The following is a 13,758-nucleotide window of genomic DNA, read 5'->3' on the forward strand; positions in this document are numbered from 1 at the left end:
GCATCTTGCTATTGAACCTAAGCGAGTAGCATGCTACGAATTATACCCTTTTTTACGACTGAAGCGCAGCTAATTAAGGCGCTTAAGCAGGGTGAAAACCGTGCTCACAAGGTCGTATATGATCGGTATGCTGGCAAAATGTTAGCTGTTTGTACGCGTTATTGTGCCAACCGGGACGATGCCGAGGAGGTAATGCTCGATGGGTTTATGCGGGTATTCGAGAAAGTAAGTCAATTCCGCGAAGATGGCAGCTTCGAGGGATGGATTCGCCGGATTATGGTCACCGAGTCGCTGATGTTTCTGCGTAAGAATAAGCAGTGGAGACAGGAAGTATCAATCGATGACGTACTGGTTGAACCAGATTACGAGTGGGCGGATACTGCCTTGAATGAAAATGAACTGTTGCGTATCGTGAATCAATTACCGGACGGTTACCGAACTGTATTTAACCTTTATGCCATAGAAGGATATTCGCACGCTGAAATTGCCGAAACGCTCGGCATTACAGAAGGAACATCAAAGTCTCAATTGAGTCGGGCTCGTGCGTTATTACAAGCCAATCTCAAGAAAATAGAACAGGAATCAGAACGTTTAACTGCATCCTATGAAAGAACGTCCCGAAAAACAGCCAATTGACGATTTGTTTACCCGTAAGTTAGGGCAAATGTCGTTAACGCCACGCTCAGATAGTTTTGAGCGGTTGCAGGCTCGTATGAATCAACGTGACTCAGTTCCACGGGTCGTGTTCTGGCAAAATCCATCTGTTCAGCGGTATATGGCCATTGCTGCCTGTTTGGTTTTAGTCTGTCTGGTTGGCTGGCTGTATCAAACAAAAAATGGGAGAGCAGGTACTGACGGTCAGGTAGCAACGAATCAACCGCCCACACAAAAGCCAGCTAACGAAGTTCAATCGCTTCAATCGTCTGACACTGCTCCGACTCAACGTCCGGAACCCGAAACGGCAACTCCGACTGGTATTGATGAGAAAATTAGTCGGGAGCAGCTAGCAGTTTCGGATAAGTCGTTTGGCGCTATTGAGCAAAATACGGAAGAGACCGTTGTAATCGGACAACCGAAAACAGGTGTATTGAAAACAGGGCAGGCTCAAGCAGAAAACGGTACGTTAGCCCAGTCAGTACCAACTGATAAGCTGCAGAAGGGTGACATGACAGCGCCTACAGCAAATAGCTCTGTGAAGCCAGTTGACCAATTTGCGGAGAATACGGCAAAACCAGCCGTAACGAGCGAGCGGGTGTTGGTGGTTACGATTGGCGAACCTGAAACCCTCGTCGCTGCTCGCCAAATTAGTAAAGAGACAATGGCCGAAAAAACAGCGACAATCGCCACTGCGCGGGTAGACAATGAACCAAAGTCAGGCGGACTTTGGCAGCAGATCAATCGGGTTAGACAGGGAGAGGTTTTTGCCCGCCGGGACAATAACACTGGCGATGAGGAACGCGGTTTGTTAGGGCGTGCTTACAACGGTCTTAAACACAATTTAGATAAAGATAAATCAGCGAAACAATGAGTGATGTTTTGCGTAAAGCCGTCGTGCTTCTTTTCCTGGCAATAACTGCGGTATCACAGGCAATAGCTAGTAGTCCAGCCGATTCTCTGGTCATTCGGTTTGCGAACCGAACCCGGTTGGTGATTTATGCACCTGATAAAGCGGGGATTCAGGCTTTGTCAAACTACGACTTGAATAAGATTGTACGCGAAATGGGTATGAAACTCGATTCAGTACCTGGTGGGCAAACGGCTATTTCGCAGGATGGTGAACGCTATCTTAAAGACACGGTGCTAGTTATCACTAAGAAAAAAGATGGTGTGACGGTTGTTATAAATGGAAGTGATGACGCAAAGGCCGATTCAACAAAAAGACAGGATCAGGATTATCAGAAAGAGCGGAAAAAGAACCGAAACAAAAGCTGGGATTTTGACTATGGCGGGAGCATAGGCTTAAACAGCTTTATTCAACAAGGGCCTAATCCTGGTTATCCGGAAGATAGTTACGACTTACGTCCCATAGGGTCGCGTTACGTATCATTGGCTATGGGCGCTAAGCCGACACTTATTAAAGGTAAACGCGCTTCGTTGAAACTGTATTATGGCATTGAAGTAGCCTGGAATAACTTCATGTTCGAGGGAAACAACGTAGCAGAAACAACTCCTACGGGTGTCGTCTTTACGGATGTTGGCCGGGATCTGCAAAAAAGCAAACTAACGGTTTGTACGATCGGTATTCCTGTTGTGCCTCGGGTTACGTTCTATAATAGCTCAGGGCGCAAGCTTGGTCATATTGGCTTAGGTGGCTTTGTAAACTACCGGCTTGATAGTTACCGAAAAATAAAGGAGGCTGATGGTAAGAAAGATCGTCGTCATGAAAATTTTGGGCTGAATAATTACCGGTATGGTCTGATGGCTCATATAGGCATCAAAAGAGCTGACTTTTTTATCAAATATGATTTAAGCCCCTTGTTTGCGCCCGGTAAAGGTCCGGACGTTCGTGCGCTAAGTTTTGGGTTTGGATTTTAGCGTATGAGCAGTCAAACAATATCAATTATCGGGTGCGGCTGGCTTGGTTTGCCACTCGCAGAAAAGCTCATAAGGGGAGGCAAAACCGTTAAAGGCAGCACAACCTCCGCTGAAAAGCTAGCAGTGCTTAACCAGTCAGGTATTGAAGGGCGTCTGTTAAAGTTAAGCCCGGAGCCAATTGGTGATTTGCAGGACCTGCTGATAGCTGATGTACTAATCCTCAATATACCGCCTAAGGCTGGTAAGATGGGTGATGATTTCCACCCTAAACAAATTAAGCATCTAATCGAACCCATTCGCGAGTCAGCTATTCAGCACATAATTTACGTCAGTTCAACTTCGGTATATCCTGAGTTAAACCGAATTATGGTTGAGGAAGACGTAGTAGTACCGGATCAGGCGGCTGCTTCAGCACTGGTTCAGGCCGAGCAGGCCATACAGGCGCTGGCTGCTGATCGGTCAGTAACCATTCTGCGCTGTGGCGGACTGATGGGGTACGATCGTATACCAGGTAAGTACGTTGCTGGTAAACAGGTCGACAGCGGTGATGTGCCGGTCAATTACCTACATCGTGATGATGCAATAAACATTCTCCAGACTATCATTGAACAACAGATTACCGGCGTTTTCAATGCAATCTCGCCGGAGCATCCTACACGAGAGGCTATCTACCGAAAAAGCTGTGCTGACTTCGGCTATTCATTACCGACGTTTATAACCCCGGCTCAACCCGTTGCTTACAAGGTGATATCGCCCGAAAAGCTGCTTAAGGCCACAGACTATGTCTTTCAATACCCCGATCCATTAGATTTTTACTACGAGTTAATAGCGTAATAGTTGCCGTACCCGGGTTCGGAAGAAACTACCTGAAGGAGTGCTGGCAGAAGCGGCCGCCCGGTTCAACGAAGCTAAAAACAAGAAGTAGCCTTGTGCATGCCAGTCTCGGAATCGTTCGCTAACATCTGCATCATGCGTGGGCAGGTATCTAAACAGCCGGTCGAGGTCGAATCGGTCAGCCGCAACACCGACACCAGCGCGTTGACCATCTAGCGCGTTGCAAGCCTGCTCAAAGTGGTTCGGTTGTGGAATCATGAGGGCCGGTTTACCTAAATAAGCCGCTTCGCATACTGATTCAAAACCGGCCGTTGTAACAACCGCTTTGCAGCGAGCCATATAGTCCAGAAATCGCTTACCATCGATCGCATGGTAAGTAAGCGTCTCATCTGCTATCTGATCGGGGAGGGCTGTTCCCGAATGAAATCCGTCGATACGTACGCTTGGGTGTTGTTGATGCGCTTTTAGTAGCTCCGTTTTCAAACCGGGCTGCGTAACGTAAGCCAGCAAAAAATCGCCCTGAACAGGTTTCAGTTCGGTAACCTCCTGCCGAAGCAAAGGCGGAACGATACGTAACCGTTGGTCCGGCTCGTCAGCCTGCTTATCAAACGATAGCCCCAGCAGCTCCCGAGCACCAAAGCAGGTTAGTCGTGTGTTAAGTTTGAACGCTTGTTCATAAAACCACTGGCCTTTTGGGCGCTGGAAGTTAGGATGAAACGCGAGATATTGATGTGCTATGCAGACCATTGGAACGGATGGTCTCAGTAATGCATACGTAAGACCGCCCAGCATTTCATAAAAGTTAACGACCACATCAGGCTGCTGCGTTTTGATCTCTTTATGAACTGCCTTAAGGCTACGCCAGAAAGAGCGCATGCAACGAACTGCTTTTACTGTGGTTTTAAAAGGCTGCAACTCATTCGTTCCAGCGTTGTATACCAATCCCGGACTAAAAATGGGAATAATCGGGGCCGTGAACGCTTCAGTGAAAAAGAGAGGTACGTTACGTTCAGCGGTTATGCCGACAATTGCGCCAGTAACCTCATGGCCTGCCGTTTCTAGTATTTGAGCTAGCGAGAGCGCCTGCGTCAAGTGCCCACGTCCTTCCCCTTGAATAATGAATAAAACACGCATGAGTAGAATAGACTAATGAATGGATGAGTCTGAGTTTGCGAATTGCTTTTGCTTCTTTTCCGATTCAGCATCGTCCTGATCTAAATCGGACGTGTAGTAGAGCAAACTCCAGTTGCCGTCGTGGTCTTCAACCAAAGCGCTGAGTGACTCTACCCAGTCGCCGGAGTTCATGTAGATGATGCCACCAAACTCATGAATAGCGGGTTGGTGAATATGGCCGCAAATGACGCCATCACAGTTACGGGCGCGGGCCAGTTCGGTTAGCTTTTGCTCATAATCCGAGATGTAGCTGACCGCCTGTTTTATGCGCGCTTTAACCTGTTGAGAGAGCGAATAGTAGGGTAGCCCTCGCCAAGTGCGGTACTGGTTATAAAACTTGTTTATCCACAACAAAAAGGTATAACCAATATCGCCCAGATAGGCCAGCCATTTCAGCTGCGACGTAATAGAATCGAATACGTCGCCGTGAGTAACGTAAAACGTTCTGGTGCCCGAAGACAGAACGTAGTCTTTACGAATGGAAAAGTTTCTGCCAACTTTTAACGGCATCACCTGATCCAGAAAATCATCGTGGTTGCCGCGCAGGTAAACAACTTTGGTATCGTAGTGAACGATTTGCTTTAAAACCGTTTTAAAAAAAGCAGTGTGCTTTTTCTTCCAGGTGCCGTATTGTCTTAACTGCCATCCGTCAATGATGTCGCCGTTGAGAATCAGCTTCTGACATGAATAATTTCGCAGGAATTCGGTGGCTTCGCGGGCTTTTGATCCGCCTGTGCCCAAATGAATATCGGAGAGTACAATGGTGCGAAATTGCGTACATGATTTCATGAACGAAAGTACACCCTACATATGAAGTAGGATTTACCGAACTGTTACCAAATCGACAAGTATAGGGCGTTGTAGGAACGCTTGTTTACATTGACTTAACAAAAACAAACTAGATGGAAAATCCGGTGCTTATTTTCGGAGCAGGCAGTCTTGGCATGACAGCGTTAGACCTGTTTCGCCGTAACGGTGTAGTTATATACGGTTTGCTGGATGATGATAAAGATCTTCAGGGCAAAGAGTTTGGGGACGTGTCCGTTCTGGGAGATACCGATGATGATGGTTACCTAAAACTTATTGGTCAGAAGTGCGAGGCTTTTGTTGCCATTAGCGATGCTCGCGTCCGCAAACGACTCGTGAAGATGCTCAACGAACGGCGTAAGACACAACCTGTCAATGCCATCCACGATACCGCTATAGTATCCGAATTAGCGTCAATAGGACACGGGAATCTGATTGCGGCCCGGGCCGTTGTCAATGCGTTTGCTGAAGTAGGGCAACATTGCATTATTCAGTCCGGGGTAATTATTGAAAGCCGCGCTAAGTTAGGTGACTACGTTCAGGTAGGTACCGGTAGTCTGATCAACAGTAACGTAACAATTGAGGAGGGGGCGTTTATTGGTACCGGTGCAACCGTTGTAGCGGGCGTTACGATTGGCAAAAGCGCCCGGGTGGGAGCCGGGTCTGTTGTTGTAGAGAACGTAGAAGCGGGTGCTACGGTATTCGGCAACCCCGCGAAGAAGATATAAGAGAAGAGCGGGAAGAAAAGCAGTAAGGGGAAGAAAGGAGCATCAACGGCATTCCTTTCCTCCCCTTACTGCTTTTTACCCTTACTCCTTATTCTACGTACAGCACTTCGTTGGTCAAAAAGTCCTGGTACGTCTGGTGTATACCTTCTTTTAAATCGGTAGTATGCCGCCAGCCCATATTATGAAGCCGGGATACGTCCATCAATTTACGGGGCGTTCCGTCGGGTTTATCAGTATTCCAACGTAGTTCGCCTTCATACCCAACGGCTTCCTGCACCATTTCAGCCAGCTCACGGATCGTAACATCTTCGCCCGTACCGATGTTTACAAATAATTCGTCGTTGTAGTTCTCCATCAGGAAAAAGCAGGCATCGGCTAAGTCGTCAGCGTGTAGAAATTCGCGCCGGGGAGAACCCGTACCCCATACTTCAACGGATGGCTGTCCATTAACTTTTGCCTCGTGAAATTTTCGGATGAGCGCTGGCAATACGTGTGAACCCTGTAGGTCGTAATTATCGTTAGGTCCATACAGATTAGTCGGCATGGCTGAGATAAAATTACTGCCATACTGGCTCCGGTACGCTTCACAGAGTTTTATTCCGGTTATTTTCGCAATGGCATACGGCTCATTAGTCTGTTCGAGGTAACCGCTCAGCAGGTATTCTTCTTTAAGCGGCTGAGGAGCCATCTTAGGATAAATACACGAAGAGCCCAAAAACAAGAGCTTTTTTACCCCAGTCTGATAAGCGCTATGAATAATGTTTGACTCAATCATCAGGTTATCGTACAGAAATTCGGCACGATAGGTGTTGTTGGCCATAATACCGCCTACTTTGGCCGCAGCCAGAAACACGTATTCTGGTTGTTCCTGGGTAAAGAAGTTAGCAACCGCCGACTGGTTTCTTAGGTCTAGTTCTGACGATGTGCGGGTAATAATATTGGCGTATCCTTCGGCTTGAAGTTTACGAACAAGGGCTGAGCCGACCATGCCTCGGTGTCCAGCGACGTAAATGCGGGCCTGTTTTTCCACGAGAGTTAATTGTGAGCAAGCCACCGGGCTCCCGGCGGACGGTTGACAAAATAATAGTACGTATTGTAGCGTTGCAAAACTAACAAACTTCAGGCACCAATCGTTTGCCACATCATGTTTGCCTTGTATTCAAAAACATCAATCCTTGTAATATTACTCAGCGGCTCGCTAACGGCTACGGGCTGGTGTCAAGTAACTGAACCTGCATCGCTTACAACGGCAGCGAAACCAGTTTTGGCCCCATCTGGAGCACCTGCCTCTCCGTTTTCTTCTGTTCCTTCGTCCTTAACGACGCTCGGCCTGCCAACAATGGCTTCGCTGAACGAGCAGAAAGATGCGTACCTGTCGGGCATTATACCCGATTTAGGGCTTAAAGTAAAACAGTTGAAGAAGATAAAGGCTGACAAGAAAGCTAAAAATAAGCTTTCTAAAACGGAATACGAAGGCCTGTCGATGATTAAAGCGTATACCAAGTTAGGTAGTGGCGACCGTACTATTATCGAGGAATTCTACATTCTGCGTGACAATGATGCAGTTAAGCCGATGCCGTATGTACGCGATGTATATCGGTATTATCAGAAATCAGGTCGAGTAACGAGTTCAATTGTTCGTGACGAAGGAACTGGCCTGCTCCTGCACGGTCCTTATAAGCGGTATCAAAACGGGGATTTGGTAGAGGAAGGGTACTACTACGCTGGCATGAAAGACGGGCGTTGGGAGCGCTACGATACCAAATTTATGCTCATCGACAAAACGCGGTGGCACCGGGGGCTTCCAGCGGAGTCGCGGGTAACATATTACGATTCGGCTCACCACAAGGTTAAAGAAATCATTCCGATTGAGTATGGAAAAATAAAAGGCACATACATGGCCTTCCACGAAAACGGTTTGCTGGCCGAAGAAGGCAAGTACGACAATGGCGTAAAAGTTGGTCGCTGGACCGAGTTTTACCCAATCAATCCAAGTGGCCGACGAATGCGCCGGAAGCTAACCCAATACGCTAGCGACCAGTGGGACCAGGACTTTCAGCCGTATACGATTACCGAATGGGATGAGAAAGGTAAGGTGACCTACGAGCGGGCCAAAGAAAAAGTGGTCGAAGAAGACGAGACTGGCAACTAGCTAAACATAATCTACCCTGGGTTCGACTTCTTAAATAAGTAAAGACAATTCAAATTCGGTTCAGAAAGCGGTGTTGAGATTTCTCGGCACCGCTTTTAGTTTGGTGCCAACTTAATCGAAGTAGTAGCTAATAATGATATAGTTGCGTGTCTTATTGCTGGAAGAAAAATAGGCGTATAACTCCGGTTTTATGAAACACCCATGCAGGTTACTCCCCAGAAAAATGGATGGGTGTTTCGTAAAACCGTCGGAAAGGGCGTAATGACGCAGATCGCCTGTAACCAGCTCATCGACTGCACGGGCAATGCCTACGTTACGTCGATGGCGGGCTACGATGTACTGCGGGAAGCAACTACACAACACGGATCGTTAATGTTTCAACTGAGGGGCTATGATTTCAACTCGCTGGATCTGAAACTGATCAAAGCACGCTATCAGGAAACTATTCAGAAAGGAGAGATGGAAAAACCGGATTTTAGAAACAACATCGTCGGTTTGCTACGTTCTAAAGGCGATAATATATCGCACGTATTGGGTGCCGATTCCATTACGTCCGAAACGCACATTGTCGCCAATATACAAGCCAGAATAAACTCATTACGCAATAAGCGTTTGCCTTCCTGGAAAAGCTCTCCTTATCTGATACCGACATTAAGGGAAAAGTGATTAATTACCAGCGAGGAAGAAAAGAGTAAACCAATCGTCTTCAGTTAATATCAGCTACATATCATACTAGCGCTTAGGATGACCAATACATCCCGTTAACGTAATAAACCTGGAGTAGGTAGGCTCAGGAGTAGCATGCACCCTACCTAATTAGGTAGGTGCGCAGGCAATACGTATCGTTTTATCCGTTCTTTGCTGATCAATAAACCTACCAGTAAAACGTAGATTTTTACAATTTATCAACCTCTAATCTGCCGTAGTTTTGCTGTTCTACAGATTTCTACCAAAATATGATCCAGATAAAATTCTCTGTTTTATTAGTACTCAGTCTGTTAACGACAAGTTTCCTTTCACCCCAGCAAAAACCCGATGAATGGGTCGCTCTACTCGACAAAGACTTGACCCAGTGGGAAAATTACCTCAGCTACGAACATAAGCTCAACTACAATGGAAGTGTACCAAAAGATGCATCGGGCAATCCGATTCAACCGATTGGTTATAATAAAGATGAGACCCACGTATTTTCCGTACTAAATGAATCAGGTGGGCCTGTTCTGCGCATAAGCGGTGAGAAATACGGTTGCCTGTTCACTCGCCAGGAATACGAAAATTATCACCTTAAGCTGCAAGTCAAATGGGGGACTCTGAAATATGAACCCAGAAAAGAAAAATTGCGCGATTCGGGCATCCTCTATCATTCCATTGGCGAAGCCGGTGCTGAATACTGGCGTTCGTGGATGCTTTCGCAAGAATTTCAGATAATGGAAGGGCATATGGGTGACTTCTGGTGTCAGGCCAATTCCGCCATTGATATTCGTTCGTTCCAGTCCGAAGGCGTTATGAACCGGGTAGCCGATGAAAAACAACCCTTCGGTACGTTCAGGAAGGGCAGTGACTCGTATTGCATGCGGTCAGCCAATTACGAAAGTCCAGCGGGGGAGTGGACGACACTGGAACTGATCTGTTTCGAGGGCAGAAGCCTTCATATCGTTAATGGCCACGTAGTGATGGTGCTCAAAGATTCCCGGTATACTAAACCCGATGGGCAGGATGTGCCGATGAGACGGGGTAAGATTCAACTCCAAAGTGAAGCTGCTGAAGTATTTTACCGGGACATACGTATTAAACCCCTGGAGGCAATGCCCAAAGCCTACGCCGGACTATTTTAATCTCACATTTTGGTATAAGACAAAAGCAGACAATACCAACGCGGTTCAACCAAGGTTTGATCAGTTGGAGGTCAGATGATGCGTAGTGACGAAGTCGAACGATGGTTATTAGCGCCTAGAACTATTCACGCGGTAGTAAGCTTACGGAAGTACTGTAATAAAGTGTGGTTCTGCCTTTTGTCTGCTAAATAGATATTGAAACATCGATTTACGGACTGTTTGGGGCATTCTTCAACCATACGCATAAGCGGACTAGGCAAGTAAGGAATGAACCCCAGACTAATCCGTTCAACAGCCATACACTTAGGGTAGCTGGAAGAGAAAACGCCCCTAATCTCTGAGTGTCAAACGGACAGGAAAGAATCTTCTTTATCACCTGTTGATAAGGTTTAGCAGCACCGAGAATGATCATGAAGGGAGCGCTGCCTATGGCTAGCAGCATATAAAGTAGGGCTATCCCGATTACTTCAAGAATAAACCGACACATAGGAAGGACGAGGTTGTTCAACAAGGCAAACTTAGCAAAGTAAGCGGGTGTCGACCATCGCCAAGTAACAGCTAGAGGGTCTGGATAAATAGTTCGCATGCTAGCTTGCCTAATAGGCGTGTTGCTCCTGGAGACTTAGCGAGACAGCTTTAGACTGATCATGATCACTAGTTCTCTGCCAACCTCTGACGATTAGTCGACACTGCCCTCCACAGTTGAGCAGCAAGCAATGTCTCAATAAATGAACAATGTGTGTAGTCTGTTATCCGTCAGTACAAATGCGCGGGACTTTGATCTGGTGACGGCCGTGGTGCGCCCACGGAGTAGCACACCAGTGTTAGGAAACCAGCTCGCAAAAGCTTATCCCCACGCGCTCGGGCTGTTTTGCCGGGAGCTACAGACGGTAACCCTAGACTTGCTCCAGCCGCTGTTGCACGACCTGTTTGAGACCAACACCTTTTGGGAACGGGAGACAAAAACTCCCACTCATAAAAGAAGATAAATGGCAGGTGACACTGGAGCTACAGACGCACAAACTGGTTGTAAACAACGTCGGCATTGAAACGAAACTACCAATGCGGGATTGGATAGATATTGGCCTCTTCATTCCCGCCGAGGAAGGAAAATAGGCGGATAAGCGGCTCTGTTGGCAAAAGCACCTTATTAAATCCGGTGAATAAATAATCTTCAACCCATGATAGACCCGATCAGGTCGGTATTGATCCGTACCATTTGTTAATTGACTGGAATTTGACTGACAATTACAATTTGGTGAAGTCGACAAATTAGTACCAGTCTACGAAAGCTGGTAGTCTAATTAATTCGGAATGGCTCCTGTTTATTTAAATACGCCTTTCGGGTCCGGGTGTTTGGCCATTAAGTCGTTCAGGTAGCCGAAGTCCAGTATCGAAAAATCAAGGTTTCGCGCCTGGTGGAAATACGCCCAGGCTTTGGGGTAGTCAGCTTTTAAATAGTAGACCAGCGATAACTTCTGAAAAGCTCCTCCAGATGGGTTGATTGCCACCGCACGGTGCAGGTGAGTCTCCGCCTGGGCCAGATCGTCGATGTTTTGCTTCTCCTGAAAATGTTTGATTTCTAAGGTAGCTAGATCGGTGATCAGAGTCGCGTTGCTGTCGGCGATCTCAACACCTTTTCTGAGCATTCGAATGGCCGTAGGCAGCTGATTTTTTTGGTACGACACTACGCCTAACCCCCAGTAGGCATCGGCGTTTCGGTCGTTGAGTAGCCACGATAGATTAAACCGATGAGCGGCCGTGTCTAATTGTCCATCTCCAACGTAATCCCAGCCTCGGGCGGCAAAAAAATCACTTGCTTCCGAGCGACTGGCGAAATTGCGGTCGCAGTCGTTCAGAAAGTGAATTTCCTGATCGATCTGATCGACCGTTTTTGGGCGTTCACCAAACAGGGGAAGTACGTTAATCGAGCCACCAATTACGTCGATAGCATTAGGATCAGCCGCCGATTCGCTGGTTTGTAGTGTACTTTCTGCATTGTTGTGAACGGCCTTTGAGGAGCGGACAGAATCGCCCGAGCGCGCTGACGTAATAAGTTGCCTGGGCTGTGCCGCCGACAGAAACGGCAACACAACTAAAGTCCACTGCATCAGATTTGTCCGCACGCTCATAATAATCAATACAACACTAGTCGATGTTTCTGTAGAACGAAAGGGAATCTAAGTTAGTACATTCCGTTTTAATTATCGACGCCCCCCGCGAGGTCCCGATCGCTTCGAACTACCGGCCTTTACACCGCCCGATCGACTCGGGTTACGTCCTGAACTACTCATCTTAGGGCTAGCCGCTGAAGCGCCTTGTTTTCGAGTACTCGTTGACCGGCTCTTGCCTTTTGCCGAGGCTTTGCCACCGGGGAGATTTTTTTCTTTCTTGTCGTGAAACGCGCCCAAAAATGTGGGGTCTTCCTTCCGGCGCTGCTCATCAATTTCACGTAACATGGCCTGTTGCTCATCAAAAGGCGTTTCAACGATCTCGACTTCCGGCGGAATAGGAGCTTTGGGCACCGTCATGCGTATGATCCTTTCGATCTTCTGTACATGATATTCCTCGGCTTTGGTGACGAACGTAATGGCTTCTCCGGTTCGATTGGCCCGACCCGTTCGACCAATCCGGTGAACGTAATCTTCGTAGATCAGCGGTACGTCAAAATTGATGACGTGACTTACCTCGGCCACATCGATACCGCGAGCCGCTACATCCGTGGCAACCAGCACCTGAATGTTGCCTTCTTTGAAGGCTTCCATCGCGTTAATGCGGGTATTTTGCCCTTTGTTCGCGTGAATCACCCGAATGGCTTCCGAGGAGACTACTTTCCGTGCCAGAAACTTATAAACATTTTCAGCGGTACCCTTCGTTCGGGCGAAGATGATGACGCGCTGAAAGGTGTCTTTACTAATCAGGTAATCCAGTAAATTAATCTTGGTACGGAAGTTTGGCACCTCATAGATGACCTGGCTTACCATTTCAGCCGTTGAAGCCTGTGGCGTTACCTCTATTTTGATGGGCGCTTCCAGAAACTCAGCGGATAACCGTTCCACTCGCCCGCCAAACGTGGCGGAGAACAGAAGATTCTGGCGTTTAGTCGGAATAATTTCCAGAATAGACCGGATCTGCGGCATAAAGCCCATGTCCATCATCTTATCAGCTTCATCGAGCACCATCGTTCGAATGTCTTTCGTGACAATTTCGCCCATGCGGTACAGATCCATAAAGCGGCCGGGAGTCGCCACCAGCAGATCAACTCCTTTCTGAAGGGTTTCAATTTGGGTTTTGGGGCCTAATCCCCCATAGAGCGCCAGATGCCGCAGGTCCGTATATTTTGCCAGCTCACTGACGGCCTGATTGATCTGCATTACCAGTTCACGCGTAGGTGCCAGAATCAACGCACGCGGATTATGGCCCTGTGCGTATTTTATTTTCATGAGCAGTGGCAGCAGATAAGCGGCCGTTTTACCGGTACCCGTTTGAGCAATTCCCAGTACGTCGTGATTGCCCAGACTCAGCGGAATTGTCTTCTGCTGAATAGGGGTTGGGGCTTCGTACCCTAAATCGGCTACGGCGTTGAGAAGTTGTCGATTCAGCTCGAACTGCTCGAATGAGGTGATTTCCATAAACTATAAATAACGTCGGCAGGAGCATTGCGCTGCTGCACGGTGTTGACGTATCAGACTAA

14 protein-coding genes are annotated in these 13,758 nt (G+C 47.6%); 9 read left to right on the plus strand and 5 right to left on the minus strand.

All coding sequences use genetic code 11. The features are described from left to right. Nucleotides 1-30 precede the first annotated feature (30 nt). From ACYVIY_RS13890 to ACYVIY_RS13905, 4 genes are read left to right on the plus strand one after another with little or no spacing between them, the layout of a single operon-like run. Nucleotides 31-636 carry an RNA polymerase sigma factor gene (locus ACYVIY_RS13890; protein WP_460976951.1) on the plus strand — a complete coding sequence of 202 codons (606 nt, stop codon included), beginning with the start codon at nucleotides 31-33 and terminating at the stop codon, nucleotides 634-636. Continuing rightward, a complete protein-coding gene (locus ACYVIY_RS13895) occupies nucleotides 605-1,528 on the plus strand; it encodes a hypothetical protein (RefSeq protein WP_460976952.1) in 924 nt (307 codons plus the stop codon). The genes ACYVIY_RS13890 and ACYVIY_RS13895 overlap by 32 nt, the downstream gene beginning before the upstream one ends. Continuing rightward, a complete protein-coding gene (locus tag ACYVIY_RS13900; protein WP_460976953.1) occupies nucleotides 1,525-2,535 on the plus strand; it encodes an outer membrane beta-barrel protein in 1,011 nt (336 codons plus the stop codon). Before ACYVIY_RS13895 ends, ACYVIY_RS13900 begins: the two co-directional genes overlap by 4 nt. A 3-nt stretch (nucleotides 2,536-2,538) precedes the next feature. Further along, nucleotides 2,539-3,369 carry a Rossmann-fold NAD(P)-binding domain-containing protein gene (locus tag ACYVIY_RS13905; RefSeq protein ID WP_460976954.1) on the plus strand — a complete coding sequence of 277 codons (831 nt, stop codon included), beginning with the start codon at nucleotides 2,539-2,541 and terminating at the stop codon, nucleotides 3,367-3,369. Here ACYVIY_RS13905 and ACYVIY_RS13910 read toward each other — a convergent pair. Both ACYVIY_RS13910 and ACYVIY_RS13915 read right to left on the minus strand, forming a co-directional pair. Next, the gene (locus tag ACYVIY_RS13910) at nucleotides 3,358-4,503 is read right to left on the minus strand and encodes a glycosyltransferase family protein (protein ID WP_460976955.1); all 1,146 of its coding nucleotides are present in this window, start codon (nucleotides 4,501-4,503) and stop codon (nucleotides 3,358-3,360) included. The genes ACYVIY_RS13905 and ACYVIY_RS13910 overlap by 12 nt on opposite strands. 12 nt (nucleotides 4,504-4,515) lie before the next feature. Next, nucleotides 4,516-5,331 (minus strand): UDP-2,3-diacylglucosamine diphosphatase, encoded by an 816-nt coding sequence (locus ACYVIY_RS13915; protein WP_460976956.1) that lies wholly within the window; start codon nucleotides 5,329-5,331, stop codon nucleotides 4,516-4,518. 113 nt (nucleotides 5,332-5,444) lie between these two features. Between ACYVIY_RS13915 and ACYVIY_RS13920 the strand changes: the two genes are divergently transcribed. After that, nucleotides 5,445-6,077: an acetyltransferase gene (locus ACYVIY_RS13920; protein WP_460976957.1), complete on the plus strand. Its 633-nt coding sequence runs from the start codon at nucleotides 5,445-5,447 to the stop codon at nucleotides 6,075-6,077. A gap of 88 nt (nucleotides 6,078-6,165) precedes the next feature. On the opposite strand, the gene fcl is transcribed toward ACYVIY_RS13920, so the two are convergent. Beyond that, nucleotides 6,166-7,107, minus strand: coding sequence for a GDP-L-fucose synthase (fcl, locus tag ACYVIY_RS13925; protein ID WP_460976958.1), 942 nt, complete (start codon nucleotides 7,105-7,107; stop codon nucleotides 6,166-6,168). 234 nt (nucleotides 7,108-7,341) lie between these two features. On the opposite strand from fcl, the gene ACYVIY_RS13930 reads away from it, so the two are divergent. The 4 genes from ACYVIY_RS13930 to ACYVIY_RS13945 all read left to right on the plus strand — a co-directional run bounded on the left by ACYVIY_RS13930 (nucleotide 7,342) and on the right by ACYVIY_RS13945 (nucleotide 11,180). Then, nucleotides 7,342-8,229 carry a toxin-antitoxin system YwqK family antitoxin gene (locus tag ACYVIY_RS13930; RefSeq protein ID WP_460976959.1) on the plus strand — a complete coding sequence of 296 codons (888 nt, stop codon included), beginning with the start codon at nucleotides 7,342-7,344 and terminating at the stop codon, nucleotides 8,227-8,229. 201 nt (nucleotides 8,230-8,430) lie between these two features. Continuing rightward, on the plus strand, nucleotides 8,431-8,895 hold the full coding sequence (locus ACYVIY_RS13935; RefSeq protein ID WP_460976960.1) for a hypothetical protein: 465 nt from the start codon (nucleotides 8,431-8,433) through the stop codon (nucleotides 8,893-8,895). A 290-nt stretch (nucleotides 8,896-9,185) separates the two neighbouring features. Continuing rightward, the gene (locus ACYVIY_RS13940) at nucleotides 9,186-10,064 is read left to right on the plus strand and encodes a 3-keto-disaccharide hydrolase (protein ID WP_460976961.1); all 879 of its coding nucleotides are present in this window, start codon (nucleotides 9,186-9,188) and stop codon (nucleotides 10,062-10,064) included. Nucleotides 10,065-10,994: 930 nt separating this feature from the next. Further along, nucleotides 10,995-11,180, plus strand: a complete 186-nt coding sequence (locus tag ACYVIY_RS13945) for a hypothetical protein (RefSeq protein WP_460976962.1) — start codon at nucleotides 10,995-10,997, stop codon at nucleotides 11,178-11,180. 209 nt (nucleotides 11,181-11,389) lie between these two features. Here ACYVIY_RS13945 and ACYVIY_RS13950 read toward each other — a convergent pair whose 3' ends face one another. Both ACYVIY_RS13950 and ACYVIY_RS13955 read right to left on the minus strand, forming a co-directional pair. Continuing rightward, the gene (locus ACYVIY_RS13950; protein WP_460976963.1) at nucleotides 11,390-12,196 is read right to left on the minus strand and encodes a tetratricopeptide repeat protein; all 807 of its coding nucleotides are present in this window, start codon (nucleotides 12,194-12,196) and stop codon (nucleotides 11,390-11,392) included. Between the two features lie 72 nt (nucleotides 12,197-12,268). Continuing rightward, the gene (locus ACYVIY_RS13955) at nucleotides 12,269-13,696 is read right to left on the minus strand and encodes a DEAD/DEAH box helicase (protein WP_460976964.1); all 1,428 of its coding nucleotides are present in this window, start codon (nucleotides 13,694-13,696) and stop codon (nucleotides 12,269-12,271) included. Nucleotides 13,697-13,758 lie beyond the last annotated feature (62 nt).

Source organism: Spirosoma knui, assembly GCF_054780635.1.